Source organism: Rhodococcus chondri (assembly GCF_036327435.1).
Classification (GTDB): domain Bacteria; phylum Actinomycetota; class Actinomycetes; order Mycobacteriales; family Mycobacteriaceae; genus Rhodococcus; species Rhodococcus chondri.
This window is the reverse complement of record NZ_JAUZMZ010000121.1, coordinates 1-15095: the sequence shown is the minus strand read 5'-3', so window position 1 is coordinate 15095 and position 15095 is coordinate 1. Positions and strand designations below refer to the sequence as shown.

Genomic DNA, 15095 nt, shown 5'->3' with positions numbered 1-15095 from the left:
CTGGACCCGAACACCCAGGCGTACCTGTGCGGTCCGCTGCCCTTCATGCTCTCGCTCCGAGAGGCCCTGCTCGAACGCAACGGGCCCGCCGAGAACATCCACTACGAGGTGTTCGGCCCGGACAGCTGGGCACCCGCCCGCAGCTGAGATCTCGAGACGCAGTGCCCCGGCTTGTCGGCCGGGGCACTGCCCGTTTCCCCGGCTACCCTCCCACTATGGACTTCGCCGCAGCCGACGCCCGGGCTCTGCCTCGACTGCCGAGCCTGATTGCTCTGCTCGCCGTCCTGCTGCTCGGAATCGCGGTACTGCCCGGGTCCTCGGCCCCGCGGGGAACGGATGCCCCCGCGGACATGTTCAGTGCGGGTCGCGCCGTTACCCACATCGAAGCCATAGCCGACAGTCCTCGACCGCTCGGCTCACCCGGTCATGCCGCGGCACGCGAGTACCTCGTCGGCGCGCTCGAAGATCTCGGCTGGCGAACGTCCGTCAAGAGCGGCGTGGGTTGGATGACGCCCCCGGACGAGACGACCCAGCGAGGTGCCCGAGTCGACAACATCGTCGCGGTGCTCCCCGGCAGCGATCCCACCGGCACCGTGGTGCTCGCCGCCCACTACGACACCGTGACCGGATCACCGGGCGCCGGCGACGACGGCATCGGCGTGGGCACCGTCCTCGAGACCGCGCGTGCGATCGGCGACGGTCCCACCCCGCGCAACGACGTCATGGTGCTACTCACCGACGGCGAGGAGAACGGGTTGCTGGGCGCCCACCTCTTTGCCCATTCGCTGTCGCCGTCGCTCGGCCCCACCGTGGTTCTCAATCACGAGGCGCGCGGAAACGCAGGCCTCCCCACAACGTTTCGGATGACCTCCCCCAACAGCCGGCTGATCGATGCGCTTGCGCGCGCGCCCGGCGCCAGCGCCGATTCGCTCACCCAGTTCGCATTCGAAGCCCTTCCCAACAACACCGACTTCCATCACTTCGCCGAAGCCGGGATCCATGCCTACGACACCGCCATCGCCTCGGCCGCCGCGTTCTATCACAGTCCCCTCGACACACCGGATCGATTGAGCCGCTCGTCGCTGCAGCAGATGGGCGATATCGCACTCACCACCGCACGTTCGCTGGCCGGTTCCGATCTCGCCACGCTCGACGACGCCGGAAACGACGTCGTCTCGACGGTGCCGTGGGGTCTGCTCCACTATCCCCGCTGGATCGAGATCGCGGCCACCATCGCGCTGGCCGGGGCCGTCGCCGCGCTGACCCTGTCACGGATCCGGCGACGCGAGGCAACCGGACTACAGGTGGCGCTCGCGGCCGGCGTGTCGCTCGTCGCCGCGGTTGTGGCCGTCGGTGCCGCATGGGTTCCCTGGTGGCTGGCGCAACGGCTCGCGCCGGGCATGGCATCCCCCGTGCTCGACGAGCCCTACCGGCCGGGGCTCTATCAGGTCGCGGCAGTGATCGCAGCCCTCGGCATCCTGCTCACCGCCTACACGCGAATCGTGCAGCACATACCCGCCGCGTCACTCACCGCGGGCGCGTTCGTCACCGTGACCGTGCTGGCCGTGGTAGCCGTGCCGTTCGCGGGGCTCCCGGCCGCCGTGGTGTTACCCGCGCTGCCGGCAGTGCTCGGTGTGCTCGTCGCCCAGGTACTGCCGGCACGTCTCACCGGGTTGCGTCTCGTCGCCGTCGTGGTGGGTGTGATTCCGGCGTCGGTACTCTGCGTCGCGGCTGTCGTGCTGTCGTTCGACGCGGGCCTGGTCTTCGGGGCGCCGATCGCCGGGGCATTCGTGGCGGTGCTGTTCGCGGTGACGCTGTCGCTGTGGCAGCCGATCCTGCCCGTCGAGGGAAGCCGGTTCGTGGGCGCCGGAACCGTGGTGCTGGTGCTCGCGTGCGCGCTCGTCGCCGGATTCCTGAACCGTGACGGTGCCACCGCACCGCGGCAGGAACGCCTCTGGTACGCGTTGAACAGCGACATCGGGCAGGCGGTCTGGGCTTCACCGGAGCCGCCGAAGTCGGCATGGAGCCGTGAGCTTCTGATCGATCCGCCCGGTCGCCTGCCCTCCGAATTTCCGTGGCGCGACGACGACGTGCTCGCGCACGGCCCCGCCACCGTCGCTTCGCTCGCTCCCCCCGAGGTCGAAGTCCTCGAAGACACCTCGGCGGGCGGTACGCGCGAACTACGTCTGCTGTTGAGATCGGCCCGGGGTGCCCCCGGAGTGGGGCTGTGGGTGGACAGCAACACCGCGACCGTGCACGGGGCCACCGTCGACGGGCACCGCGCCGAGCCGACCGAAGAGTTCGGATTCGTGTTCTGGGCGGGAAGCCCCGGCGGTATCGAAGTGACGCTGACCCTCGGGGTACTCGACGACGAAGTGAGACTGCGCATCGCCGATCTCACCGACGACCTGACCGTGGTGCCGGGCTACGAACCGCCACCCGAGCGCGTCGTCGTGCAACCCGCCGTGGTCGTGACACGCACCGTGCTGATCTGAACAGGGCCGATCTCACGGGACCGAACCGGGCTCGGTCCCCGGCTACTCCCATTCGTGGACGGGTGCGCCCCCGCGCATATTCCGGACGTAATCGCGCATCATGTCGGTGAGGGCAGCACGCCGATCCTGTCCCTCCCCTTCGCGCCGCGCGACCTGCGCGCGCTGCCACGCGGCACCGGTCTGCCGGTTCAGGCAACGCCCTTCGATGATGCCGAGGTAGCGGCTGCGGGCGCGGGCGGACACCCCGAACGATTCGAGACCCTTGTGTGCGAGCGGCAGCAGGCACCGCAGCACCAGCTCGTCGGCCCCGACCCAGCCCAATTTCGGCCAGTACAGCCTGGCATCGAGCCCGAACTTGGCGCCGAGCACCAGATTCTCTTCTGCCGCATCGAAACTCATGTGTCGCCACAGTGGTTCGTCCGCTTCGACGAGGGCGCGCAATGCGCCGTAGTAGAACGCGGCGTTCGCCATCGTGTCCAGCACCGTGGGACCGGCGGGAAGTACCCGGTTCTCGACTCTCAGATGGGCGTGGTCGTCGCTGACGTCGTAGACGGGCCGGTTCCACCGGTAGATGGTGCCGTTGTGCATCTGCAACTCGCGCAGATGCGGGACAGTTCCGGCGTCGAGTTCGGCGTTCGGGTCGGCGTCGGACACCTCGGGAAGCAACGCCGGGAAGTATCGGGAGTTCTCCTCGAACAGGTCGGTCACCGAGTCGATCCAGCGCTCCCCGAACCACACCCGGGGACGGACTCCCTGATTCTTCAGTTCGAGCGGCCGGGTGTCGGTGGCCTGCGCGAAGAGCGGGATCCGGCTCTCGTGCCACAGCGCCTTGCCCGCAAGGAACGGGGAGTTCGCGGCGATGGCGACCTGCACACCGGCGAGGCACTGCGCCGCGTTCCAGTGCGGGGCGAACTCTTCCGGAGCCACACGCAGGTGGAGTTGCAGCGACGTGCACGCTGCCTCCGGCACCACCGAGTTGACGTCGGCACGTAACTGCTCGACCACATCGGTTCCCGGAAGCGGAACCCCGTCGAGATCGAGTTCGAGGTCCTCGCCGCGGGCCGCGAAGATCTGCTCGTTGAGCGCTTCGTAGCGCGGATTGGCGGTGATGCGGTCGCGGCCGAGGTGGTCGAGTTCGAGGGTCGGCAGCATGCCGACCATGACGAGTTGGGCGTTGTGCCGATGCATGCGCTCATCGGCACGACGGAGCGACTGGCGGAGCGATTCCTCGATCTCGAGCGTCGCATCGCCCGACAATCGACCCGGCTCGACGTTCATCTCGACGTTGAACTGACCGAGCTCGGTCTGGAACACGGCGTGGTCGTCGATCGCCTGCAGCACCTCGAGGTTCGACATGGCGGGAGCCATATCGTCACGGACGAGGTTGAATTCGATTTCCATGCCGAGCTGGGGCTCGGGGGACGTGTGCACGTCGACGAAAACGTCTTCGCGCAGCATCCGCTCGAGTGCAGTCACGCAGGCTTGAACCTTGCGTCGGAACTCCCGGCGATCCTCGCGGGAGAACGAGCGAGCGGTAATTTCGGTGCCCATGGAACCCCTCGGTCCGTGCCGACGGCTGTCCCGGCAAGCCTAGCGTCCCGCGGGACGATCAGACGGCGCGGAAGCTACCCCAGTCGGCGACGACCCCGCGGTTGCTGAGCCATGCATTCGGGTCGGACTTGCCGCCGTTCTCATCCCACACCTCGAAGTGCAGGTGGGGGCCGGTCGACCAGCCGCGGTTGCCGACGGTGGCGATCTGCTGTCCGGCGCTGACACGCTGACCGGCCGCGACCTGATAGGTGTCGACGTGGCCGTAGACGGCGGTGGTGCCGTCGTCGTTGAGGACCCGAACCCACTGGCCGTAGCCGGAGGCCGCTCCCGCATCGAGGACGGTGCCGTCGGCGGCCGACTTGATGGGGGTGCCGATCGGGGCTGCGATATCGATGCCGCCGTGGTGCGCGCCCCAACGAGGACCGAAGTCGGACGTCAACGTGCCGGAGACGGGCTGCACGGTGTTCGGCTTGATCGGGTTGAGGCTGTCCAGCCAGCTCGAGCCGCCGGCGAACTGCTCGACGAAATGGTCGATCTCGGCCGGAAGCTGGGGGGCCGCGGACTGCTCGGCAGGCGCGGTGAGACCGGGGACCACGGGGATCTCGACGCCCTCGGGAAGCAGACCGGCGGGAAGCTCGAACGGGAGCGTCCCCGTCTGCGGCGCCACGTTGTGGTCGGTGTGCGCGGCGGCTCCGTGGCCGGGATGCGCGGCTGCGGTGCCGGCAGTGAACTGGGCGCCGACAGCGAAGAACGCGCCGGTCGCGGCGGCGACGGTGGCGGCCTTCACCGGGGTGGAGGTGCCGGTGGGCTCGAGGCGGTGACGGCCTCGGGCCGTGGGCGCACAGGACTGGTCGATTTCGAAAGCCGCTGCTTCATCGCGTGTGCGCTGGTGCCGTCCCACAGTTGCTGTCCCTTTGTCGTCCCGCTACGTCCGGAGTGTCCCGGCCGTTCCTGGCGACCAAAGGTAACAAAACGATATAGGGATGCGCCAGCGTTACCTTCTCTTGATCTCGAGGGGCGGGAAACAGACCTCGGTGAAACCCACTTTCGGCGCATGGTGCCCTTCCCTTCGTCACCGGCCCCACGCGACCGCTACACTCACACCGCGCCACGATCCGGCTCCGCCGGCTCCACGCACGCCCTCGTAGCTCAGGGGATAGAGCAACCCTCTCCTAAAGGGTAGGTCGCAGGTTCGAATCCTGCCGAGGGCACAGTCGAATTCCGCCGGGCGCGGCAGGCCGCTCGCCGGTGCCGAAAACCGAATGCGGGCGGGCTCGCCCATCACCTACCGTGCGGATATGCGCGTCGTGTTCACCAAGGGCCCCGGGACGAGTTACGACATCGCCGTGCATCGCGACACGGGCGTAGCCCTCGCGCCCCGCAACGGGCCCGGCGGGCATCCGTATCTCCCCCACGATCTCGTCCACTTTCTCGTCGAGAAGGAAGCCGGCATCGAATTCGGGGTCTACGGACGGTTGGCCGCGGGCGACAACGGCCTGTTCTGGCCCGCCGACCCCGCGGAACGCGCCAAGGCCGGGCGACACCGCAAGTCGACGGGGGTGAAGACGTCTCCCCGGACTCGGTCCGACATGGCCAGGTCAGAGGAGTTGGCCGGCATCGCCGTACCGGTATGGGAGGTACGGCACCATCACGCGCGGGCGCTACCGGCGTATGTGACCGCCCGAGAGATCCCTCCGGTGATCGACCGGATCGTGTCGCGGTTCGACGACTACGCCGAACGCTGGCACACACTGCCGGTAGGAGATTCGCTGACGGTGCAGTGGTGACAGCGGCTGTGGCGTCATCATCCGGATCCCGGCCTTGCGCTCTGTTCGACGCGCACCTGCACATCATCGACCCCCGGTTCCCGCTGATCGCGAACCACGGCTACCTGCCGCCGCCGTTCACCGTCGCCGACTATCTCGCGCGTGTCGCGCATCTCGGAGTCACGGGCGGTGCGGTGGTGTCGGGGTCGTTCCACGGCTTCGATCCGTCGGGCCTACTCGATGCCCTCCGCACGCTCGGTCCCGGATTCGTCGGCGTCGCCCAACTTCCCGCCTCGGTGCCGGACTCGGAAATAGAACGACTCGACGATGCCGGGGTGCGCGCGGTCCGGATCAACATCCGGCGCGGCGGCTCGGCGTCCCCTACCGACATCGACACTCTGGCCCGGAAGGTCCACGACGTCGCCGGCTGGCATACCGAGCTGTATATCGACGGCCGCGATCTGCCGCCGCTGGCAGACACGATCGCGGCGCTGCCCAAAGTGAGCATCGATCATCTGGGACTGTCCGTGGAGGGTCTGCCGCATCTGCTTCGCCTGGTCGAGCGTGGCGTGTATGTCAAGGCCACCGGTTTCGGCCGCGTGGATTTCGACGTTCCCGAGGCGCTGCGTGCGATTGCCGCGGTCAACCCGGAAGCCCTGATGTTCGGCACCGACCTGCCCTCCACTCGCGCTCCGCGACCGTTCGAGGACGACGACATCGCGCTCCTGACCGAGACACTCGGCCCTGCACCGGCGGCCGCGGCGCTGCGGTCCAATGCCGCATCGGTATACCGAATCGAGACCGGAACCGGCTCTGTGTCTCGGCCCGGTGGATAGACTCACCACGTCATTTCGTGTGGGACGCGCCGCGCGAGAGCACTGAACGCAGCGGTCGGCACCCGGAAGATGACGCATCCGATTCGAGGAGCTGCAGCATGCCTGCATTGCGATTCACCCGACGAGCCCTTGCTGTTGCCGCGCCCGCCGCGGCCGCGGTGTTGTTCACTGGCGTCGCCACGGCCGCCCCACCCCAGCCGATGGGCACCGCGATCACCATCGGTTGCCTGAATCAAGGCAGTCTCGCTTCGCTCACCTCGGTGACCGCGCAGCCCGGACCGGAAGCACAGCCTCCGCTGGCTCCCGGTCACGTGCTGTTCTCCACGACGGAGGCGATGTCGCCGATGCCCGCGGCCGGTCAGGTGACGGTGGCCTGGATGAACCGCGACAACGGGCGGACCGGCATCGTCGACCTGACGGGCACCTACCCCAACCTGTCGGCGGTGGTGGATACCGGGCCGGGCAATGTGCTCGCCACCGTTTTCGGGTCGGTGAGCCTCGCCAGCGGACCGCTGTGCAATTCCACTCCGGCAACGGGTTCGGTCATCGTCGGCTGACGGGCAGTCCCGGAACGAGCATCGGCACCCGAGCCCGATAGGACCGATACCGGTCGCCGAACGTAGCGATGAGGTCGTGCTCCTCGAATTGCACGGCCACGACGATGTACGCGGTGGTGACGGCTGCGAACAGCAGGTGCCCGACGGTCATGGTCGGTGTCACCCAGAACGCGACGACGAAGCCCAGATACAGCGGGTGCCGCACGATCCGGTACAGCCACGGCGTCCGGAAAGCGGTCTCGGGTGGTCGTTGTCCGCGTAGGTTGCGGAATACCTGGCGCAACCCGAACAGGTCGAAATGGTCGATCGCGTACGTGGAGGTGAGCACCAACCCGAAGCCGGCAAGAGAGACCGCGTAGAGCGCAACACGTAACGCGGGTGCCTGTACGTCCCAGATCTGTTGCGGCAGTGGGCGCCATTGCCACATCACCAGGGCAAGGGCGGCGGTTGCGAGCAGCACATAGGTGGATCGCTCGATCGCCGCCGGAACGATTCGCGTCCAGCGTTTCTTGAACCAGGGCCGTGCCATCACGGAGTGCTGGACGGCGAACAGCGACAGCAGCGCGAGGTTCACGAATACTGCGATACCCGCGGGTGTGCGCGATCCTTCGTCGATCGTCCGCGGAACGACGAGTCGCTCGACCCATCCGATCGCATACAGGAACACGAGCAGAAACAGGGCATAGGCGATCAGGCCGTAACTGGTCATCAGGAGGCGGGACGCGAATTTGCGGGTGCCGCGATCGGTGGTGTGTGTAGTCGTCATGCGCCCAAGTGTCGGGATCGGGCCCGGCCGCCTGAAGGCTCCCTGGGGTGGAGAAACTCCCACCCCTTCCGGACCGCTGCTCGCGATGTGGTTGCTATCGCGGTGAATACATGATGACGGCGACGCCGGCGAGACACACGAGCGCGCCGACGACATCCCACCGATCGGGGCGGAACCCGTCGACCACCATCCCCCACCCCAGCGAACCCGCGACGAAGACTCCGCCGTAAGCCGCGAGAATCCGTCCGAAGTGGGCGTCGGGCTGCATGGTTGCGACGAAACCGTATGCGCCCAAAGCGATCACCCCGAGTCCCATCCAGATCCAGCCGCGGTGCTCGCGTACCCCCTGCCACACCAGCCACGCCCCGCCGATCTCGAACAACGCGGCAACACCGAACAGGAGCAACGACTTCAGGACGGTCACGGTCGGCACCCTACCGGGCGCCGACCCGTCACAACTCGTCGATCGACACCACGCCGTCCTGCAGGGCGCGGGCGAGCAGAGACGTCTTGGTGGTGGCCGGCCGGCCGACGCGCGCGTACTTGTCGCGGATGCGGACGATGTGGGTGCTCACGGTCGCCGCGCTGACGTACAGGTGCGCGGCCGCTTCGGACTTCGACTCGCACAGCAACCATTCACGCAGGATCTCCACCTCGCGAGCAGAGAGGGCGGGCTTGTGAAGTGTCGGGGTGTGGTCGAGCATGCTCGGCATAGCGGATCCTCCGGTTGGAACGTACAGACGACCGGCGACTCCCCGACAAAGCACGATTCGGTCTTCGCAAAAACTACACGCTGTCCCCGACACGGTCCCGCACGGATGCTCCCATGTCCACGAACCAGCCTGAAGGACCGGTACCGATCACTCCTCCCGACGTACCGATGCCGGGTCGATATCGTCCCGCAGTCCGCGCCAGCTCGGATGCCGGAGACGATGTCCCTCCGTCCACGTCTGGTACCGCACTTCCCCGACGAGCTTGGGCGTCACCCACACGGCGTCACGGCGATCCGGCGTGGGCAGGTCGTCGACGAACGGGCTCGTGGCCCGCTCGAGTCCCGACAGCGCCGAGGACAGCGCGTCGAGCGCATGGTCGTCGAACCCGGTCCCGACCCTGCCCGTGTACACCAGGCCCTCGTCGGTGTGCACGCCCACCAGCAACGACCCGAACGTGTCCGAGCGCGCGCCCTGCCCGCGCCGGTAACCGCCGATCACGACGGTCTGGGTGAGCCAGTTCTTGGCCTTGATCCACGCCGATCCGCGCTTGCCCGGCAGATACACCGAGTCGCGGCGCTTCGCGACCACGCCTTCCCACCGGTTTTCCCTACTGCGTTCGAGCGCTTCCCCGCCGTCGCCGGGCAGCAGCTCCGGGACGAGCAGACCATCGGCGGCCGCGGCCAGCGCCTCGAGCACCTGCCGACGGACGTCGTATGTTCTGCGCAGCAACGACACACCGTCGAGATACAGGACGTCGAAGACGCGGTACTCCGGAGCTCCCCCCTGCTGCAGGAGCGGGAAGCTCGTCTCGCCGTGGCGATCGACGGCGACCACCTCGCCGTCGAGCACCGCGTTGTGCCCGTCGAGGATGCGAGCGAGCTCGCCGAGTACCGGGTAGTCGCGGGTCACGTCGCGACCCGAGCGGGTGCGTAGTCGCAGTGTGCCGTCGGAGATCTCGGCAATCGCCCGGATGCCGTCCCACTTGCCTTCGAACGCCCATTCCTTCGCGTCCAGGTCGTCGACATCGCCGAGCGTGGCGAGCATCGGTTGCAGGTCGCGGGGGAACTCCGCCGATCGCGCGGGGGCCGACTGGTCCTTCATGCGGTGCGCGAGCCACTGATTCTTCTCGGTACGGATCAGGGCGTACCTGCCGTCGATCCGGCTTCCGTTCAGCCGGACGATCACCTCGTCGTCGCGCCACTTCTCGGTGACGTAGGTGCCGGTGTCCCACACCGTCATGCTGCCCGCGCCGTACTCGCCCTTGGGGATGGTGCCGTGGAAGGTGAGGTACTCGAGGGGATGATCCTCCGTGCGCACCGCGAGGTTGTTGCGCCCCGGACTGTCCGGCAGGTTCTTCGGCACCGCCCAGGAGGCAAGCACCCCGTCGCGCTCCAGCCTCAGGTCGTAGTGCAGACGACGCGCATGGTGTTCCTGGATGACGAATCTGTCGTCGCTGCCCTGCGTGACCCTGTCCGGCACCGGCTCGGGAGTGCGCGACGGGTTACGTTTGCCGCGGTATTCGGCGAGCGCATCGGGCCGGTCCGGGTCGAGCGGCGGATCGAGACCTTCGAGCAGGTCGCCGTACTCGTCGAGCCGCTCGAGCACCTCGTCGAACCGCAGTTGCCGTAACCCGGGCTCGTCGAGTTCGTCCCAGCTGCGTGGCGCTGCCACCCACGGTTCGTCGCGTCCGCGCAGCGAATACGGCGCGACGGTCGTCTTTGCCCCGTTGTTCTGACTCCAGTCGACGAACACCTTGCCCCCGCGCACCGCCTTGGCCATGGTCGCGGTGACGAAATCGGGATGCAGCGACGCGAGATTGGTGGCGACCTGACGTGCGACGGTGGACGCGCCCGAGGAGCTGATCTTCCGGTCCAGCGGCACGTACAGATGCAGACCCTTGCTGCCACTCGTCACCGGATACGTTTCCCAGCCGAGTTCGCCCACCATGTCGCGGACGTATCGGGCGACAACCGCGCATTCGTCGAGCCCCGCACCGGGCCCCGGATCGAGGTCGAAGACGATCCGTGTCGCGGGGCCCTCGATGGACCCGTCGAAGCGCCACTGCGGAACGTGCAGTTCGAGAGCGGCCTGCTGACCGAGCCACGCCAGGCTCGCCGCCGAATCGAACACCGGATAGGTCACCGAACGCTGCTTGTGGTGCAGCGTGCGGCGGTCGATCCACGAGGGCGCGTGCGAAGCCAGGTTCTTCTCGAAGAACGCCGGTTCGTCGACGCCGTTCGGCCAGCGCTTGCGGGTCCCGGCCCGGCCCTCGACATGGGGCAGCATCGCATCGGCCACCGCGAGGTAGTAGTCGACCACCTCGCCTTTGGTGGTGCCGGTGCGCGGGTACAGCACCTTGTCGAGGTTCGTCAGATTCAGCCGACGACCCTCGATCGTGCGGGTCGGCATCCCCTCATTGTGCCAAGGAAGGCCGTCCCGGGGGCAGGTCAGCCGTAGAGAGCGCCGAAGGTACGCAGCGAGGACTGCAGGTCGCCGTGCAGGGCCCGCGCGACACCGGATCCGATCGGCCCGAACAGCGGCGCACCGCCGAGGTCGATCCGCATGGCCAGCCGTGAGCCCGTGCCCGCCGTGGAAACCGTCATCCGCAACGCGAATCTGGTTCCGCCCTTCCCGGTTCCGCGCAATATCAGGTGGTCCGGAGGGTCGATCTCCTCGACGGTCCACGCGACGCGGTTCCGCATGCCCTTGACCGACACGACCGACTCCAGTGTCGTGCCGGCGGTGAGGGTGTCGGGAAGCCGACCGCGCCAGCCGTCGTGGATGCTCAACCAGTCACCGAACGAGTCCAGGTCGGAAGCTCTCTCCCACGTGGTGTGCGGATCGAGCGGGAGGTCGGTCGCGACTTCGAGTTTCGCCATGAGCGGCAAGCGTAGTGGTCCTGACAGAGCGAATGGCACACCCGGTCGGGTGTGCCATTCGCTCTGTCTCAGCGGAGTTCCGTCAGCGGGGTCGCATCGGTGCAGTCACCTCAGTGCGACACGGCCTTCTCGACACCGACACCGGTGAGCGAGCGGACCTCCATCTCGGCCTGCTTGAAGGGGTCTTCCGTCTTGCCACGACCGATGTAGGTGCCGACGATACCGAGGACGAACGCCAGCGGGATGGACACGATGCCCGGGTTGGACAGCGGGAACAGTGCGAAGTCGGCGTTCGGGAACATCGACGACGGCTTGCCGGACACCGCCGGGGAGAACACGATCAGAAGCAGGCAGCTGATCAGGCCGCCGTAGATGCTGAACAGTGCGCCGGTGGTGTTGAACTTCTTCCAGAACAGCGAGTACAGCAGCGTCGGCAGGTTCGCCGAGGCAGCGACCGCGAAGGCCAGCGCAACCAGGAAGGCGATGTTCTGGCCCATCGCCAGGATCCCCAGCACGATCGACACCAGGCCGATGACGACGACGGTGATGCGCGAGACTCGCACCTGCTCGTCCTCGGTTGCGTTACCGCGCTTGATGACACTGGCGTAGATGTCGTGGGCGAAGGACGCCGACGCGGTGATCGCCAGGCCCGCAACGACCGCGAGGATCGTCGCGAACGCGACCGCGGAGATGATCGCCAGGAACACAGTTCCGCCGAGCTCGAAGGCCAGCAGCGGAGCCGCCGCGTTCTCCTTACCGGGGGCGTTCAGGATGACGTCGGGACCGACCAGCTTCGCTGCGCCGTAGCCGAGGACCAGGGTGAACAGGTAGAACGCGCCGATGAGGCCGATCGCCCAGGTCACCGAGCGGCGGGCTTCCTTCGCGGTCGGCACCGTGTAGAAGCGCATGAGGACGTGCGGCAGGCCGGCGGTGCCGAGGACCAGAGCGATACCGAGCGACACGAAGTCGATGCGGGTCATGTCGCTGATGCCGTACTTGGCACCCGGGGCGAGGATGTCGCGGCCGGCGACGGCCTCGTCCGTCGAGGCCGATGCCATGGCCTGCGCGTCGGCCAGCAACTGGGAGAAGTTGCCGCGGACCGCCATGAGCACGAGGACGAACATGATCCCGGCGCCCGCAATGAGCAGCACGGCCTTGACCATCTGCACGTAGGTGGTGCCCTTCATGCCACCGATGAGCACGTACACGATCATGAGCACGCCGACGACCGCGACGACGATCGCCTGACCGACCTTGTCCTGGATATCGAGCAGCAGGGCGACCAGGCCACCGGCACCGGCCATCTGAGCGAGCAGGTAGAACAGCGACACCGCGAGGGTCGACAGCGCCGCGGCCATACGCACCGGCCGTTGCTTCAGCCGGAAACTCAGCACATCGGCCATCGTGAATCGGCCTGTGTTACGGAGCAGTTCGGCGACGAGCAGCAGTGCCACCAGCCATGCGACGAGGAAGCCGATCGAGTACAGGAAGCCGTCGTAGCCGTACACCGCGATGGCACCGGCGATACCGAGGAACGACGCCGCCGACAGGTAGTCACCGGCGATCGCGAAACCGTTCTGCGGCCCGGAGAACTGGCCGCCACCGGTGTAGAAGTCCGACGCGGTCTTCGTCGTGCGGCTCGCCCGGATCACGAGGGACATCGTGACGACGACGAACGCGACGAAGATCGCAATGTTGAGAACAGGGTTGCCGACGTCGGTCGCGGCGGCCTCCTGCGCGAGTACGGTCACTTCTTCAGCCCTTCCAGCTCGTCGCGGATCTCGGCGGAGCGCGGATCCAGCTCACGGCCCGCGAACTTCACGTAGACACCGGTGATGACAAATGTGGTCACGAACTGCGCGAGCCCGAGGATCAGACCCAGATTGATGTTGCCGATCACCTTCGTGGCCATGAAGTCGGCGGCGTAGGTCGCCAGCAGAACGTAGAGGGCATACCAGGCCAGGAAGAACACGGTCACCGGAAACACGAATCGGCGCAACCGGCTACGCAGTTCCTGAAATTCCGGACTGTTCTGCATGTCTACGAACTCTTGCGGCGAGGGAACGCGCCGTTCGGGCGCGTCGCTCTCGCTGAGGGGTGCTGTCGTCACTGCCGACTCCTTGGTCGTCTGTGTAAGCGGGTCTGTGAGGCCTGTTGATCACAAACGCTAATGAGACCGCAATCACACACATAGACGCATGCGGCCGCTGGACGCCGAGCTGTCGTGCGGTGCGCCGAACGGTCGCCTCATTGCGACGAGCGGCGATCGCCGAAGGCGCCGAGCTCCCGGTCGCGGCCCATGCCGAGTCGTTCGGGCGCGTGCATGCGGGAGAACGTGCTGCCCACATCTGCAGGCACCCGTTTTCGGGTGGCCAGACTGACCACCACCATCGTCAGGAAGGCGAGGGGCACGCTCACCGCCGCCGGGTATGCCGAGAGCACCGCCGGCCACCCGCCGGCCGCGGACGGATCGAACCGGACGAGCACCGCGAACAGCGCGGCCCCACCCGCCACCACCCCTCCGAGGACCATTCCCGCCGCCGCTCCCGCCGCGGTCAGTCCGCGCCACCAGATGCCCAGTACCAGACGCGGACACAGCGTCGAGGCGGCGATCGCGAAAACCTGACCGACCGACCGGGACAGATCCAGCGACGTCACCGACAAGGCGAGCAGCAGCGGCACCGCGCCGGCGAGGACCGCCGCGATCCGGAAATCACGGATCCGGCCGCGCAGCACGTCGGTGGACAGGACCCCCGCCACAGTGACCAGCAGACCCGACGACGTCGACAGGAACGCCGCGATCGCGCCCGACGCGACGAGCGCCGCGAGCAACTGCCCACCCCAGCCCGACAACACCGACCCGGGCAGCAGGAGCACCGCCGCGTCGGACCGGCCGGTGATGAGCAACTGCGGCACGTACAGCCGCGCGAAGACCCCCAGCAATGTGGGAAAGAGGTAGAACAGTCCGAGCAGCGCGAGCACCGCGAGGGACGTCATACGAGCGGCGCGGCCGTCGGGATTGGTGTAGAAGCGCACCAGCACATGCGGCAACCCCATAGTTCCCAGGAAGGTCGCGAGCATCAGCGAGTACACCTGGAAGAGCGGGTGGTCCCCGCCGGCGCCGAGCCCGGCGCCCGGTGTCGCCCACGTGTCGTTGTGGGACGGCGCGCCTGCGACCACCGGCACCGGAGAGCCGGCCTCGAGCACCAGTTCGGTGCCCGCGCCCAGTTCGTGCTGCCCCGGCGCCAACAGCACCGTCCCCGCAGTCGGCCGGCCGTCGATCTCCCCCGTCACCACCGCCGGCAGCGGCTCCGCGACCTGGACGACGACGTCGACGGTGATGTCGACGGTCGTGGTTTCGGTGACCGTGGGCGGTACGGCCTGGTCCACGTCCCGGTTGTCGCCGGCGAAGTGGATGGTGAGCACCAGGGCGGGCAACGCCACGGCGGTCCGCTTCAGCCAGTATTGGAAGGCCTGCACGAACGTGATCGAGCGCATGCCGCCGCCGACGACGTTGGCGACCACGATGACG

Annotated in this window: 14 protein-coding genes, 1 tRNA gene and 1 pseudogene; 6 read left to right on the top strand and 10 right to left on the bottom strand. The window is 67.6% G+C overall.

Going from position 1 to position 15095, the window contains the following annotated elements:
* Both Q8814_RS18710 and Q8814_RS18705 read left to right on the top strand, forming a co-directional pair.
* Window positions 1-147: pseudogene (locus tag Q8814_RS18710) on the top strand (hemin transporter); the annotation flags it as partial.
* A 68-nt stretch (window positions 148-215) separates the two neighbouring features.
* A complete protein-coding gene (locus tag Q8814_RS18705) occupies window positions 216-2495 on the top strand; it encodes a M28 family peptidase (protein WP_330153491.1) in 2280 nt (759 codons plus the stop codon).
* Between the two features lie 42 nt (window positions 2496-2537).
* Here the strand turns inward: Q8814_RS18705 and Q8814_RS18700 are convergent, their stop codons facing one another.
* Window positions 2538-4046, bottom strand: coding sequence for a glutamate-cysteine ligase family protein (locus Q8814_RS18700; RefSeq protein ID WP_330153490.1), 1509 nt, complete (start codon window positions 4044-4046; stop codon window positions 2538-2540).
* A 58-nt stretch (window positions 4047-4104) separates the two neighbouring features.
* Window positions 4105-4947: a M23 family metallopeptidase gene (locus Q8814_RS18695; protein WP_330153489.1), complete on the bottom strand. Its 843-nt coding sequence runs from the start codon at window positions 4945-4947 to the stop codon at window positions 4105-4107.
* A gap of 237 nt (window positions 4948-5184) precedes the next feature.
* On the opposite strand from Q8814_RS18695, the gene Q8814_RS18690 reads away from it, so the two are divergent.
* The 4 genes from Q8814_RS18690 (at window position 5185) to Q8814_RS18675 (ending at window position 7205) form a co-directional block, all read left to right on the top strand.
* A tRNA-Arg gene (locus tag Q8814_RS18690) sits at window positions 5185-5257 on the top strand.
* A gap of 87 nt (window positions 5258-5344) precedes the next feature.
* Entirely contained in the window at window positions 5345-5833 is a 489-nt protein-coding gene (locus Q8814_RS18685; protein ID WP_330153488.1) for a hypothetical protein, read from the top strand.
* 8 nt (window positions 5834-5841) lie between these two features.
* Entirely contained in the window at window positions 5842-6648 is an 807-nt protein-coding gene (locus Q8814_RS18680) for an amidohydrolase family protein (RefSeq protein WP_330153487.1), read from the top strand.
* A gap of 98 nt (window positions 6649-6746) precedes the next feature.
* On the top strand, window positions 6747-7205 hold the full coding sequence (locus tag Q8814_RS18675; protein ID WP_330153486.1) for a hypothetical protein: 459 nt from the start codon (window positions 6747-6749) through the stop codon (window positions 7203-7205).
* Here the strand turns inward: Q8814_RS18675 and mddA are convergent.
* From mddA to Q8814_RS18635, 8 genes are all read right to left on the bottom strand, one after another.
* Window positions 7192-7971 (bottom strand): methanethiol S-methyltransferase, encoded by a 780-nt coding sequence (mddA, locus tag Q8814_RS18670; RefSeq protein WP_330153485.1) that lies wholly within the window; start codon window positions 7969-7971, stop codon window positions 7192-7194. The two genes, Q8814_RS18675 and mddA, sit on opposite strands and share 14 nt — an antisense overlap.
* Before the next feature lie 94 nt (window positions 7972-8065).
* On the bottom strand, window positions 8066-8395 hold the full coding sequence (locus tag Q8814_RS18665) for a YnfA family protein (RefSeq protein WP_330153484.1): 330 nt from the start codon (window positions 8393-8395) through the stop codon (window positions 8066-8068).
* A 28-nt stretch (window positions 8396-8423) separates the two neighbouring features.
* Window positions 8424-8684 (bottom strand): LuxR C-terminal-related transcriptional regulator, encoded by a 261-nt coding sequence (locus tag Q8814_RS18660; protein WP_330153483.1) that lies wholly within the window; start codon window positions 8682-8684, stop codon window positions 8424-8426.
* A 147-nt stretch (window positions 8685-8831) separates the two neighbouring features.
* Window positions 8832-11093, bottom strand: a complete 2262-nt coding sequence (locus Q8814_RS18655; RefSeq protein ID WP_330153482.1) for an ATP-dependent DNA ligase — start codon at window positions 11091-11093, stop codon at window positions 8832-8834.
* A 38-nt stretch (window positions 11094-11131) separates the two neighbouring features.
* The gene (locus Q8814_RS18650; protein ID WP_330153481.1) at window positions 11132-11563 is read right to left on the bottom strand and encodes a type II toxin-antitoxin system Rv0910 family toxin; all 432 of its coding nucleotides are present in this window, start codon (window positions 11561-11563) and stop codon (window positions 11132-11134) included.
* Window positions 11564-11673: 110 nt separating this feature from the next.
* Window positions 11674-13314: a solute symporter family protein gene (locus tag Q8814_RS18645; RefSeq protein ID WP_330153480.1), complete on the bottom strand. Its 1641-nt coding sequence runs from the start codon at window positions 13312-13314 to the stop codon at window positions 11674-11676.
* On the bottom strand, window positions 13311-13673 hold the full coding sequence (locus Q8814_RS18640) for a DUF485 domain-containing protein (RefSeq protein WP_330153479.1): 363 nt from the start codon (window positions 13671-13673) through the stop codon (window positions 13311-13313). Before Q8814_RS18640 ends, Q8814_RS18645 begins: the two co-directional genes overlap by 4 nt.
* Window positions 13674-13810: 137 nt before the next feature.
* On the bottom strand, window positions 13811-15095 hold a 1285-nt coding region (locus tag Q8814_RS18635; protein WP_330153478.1), incomplete at its 5' end, for a sodium:solute symporter family transporter.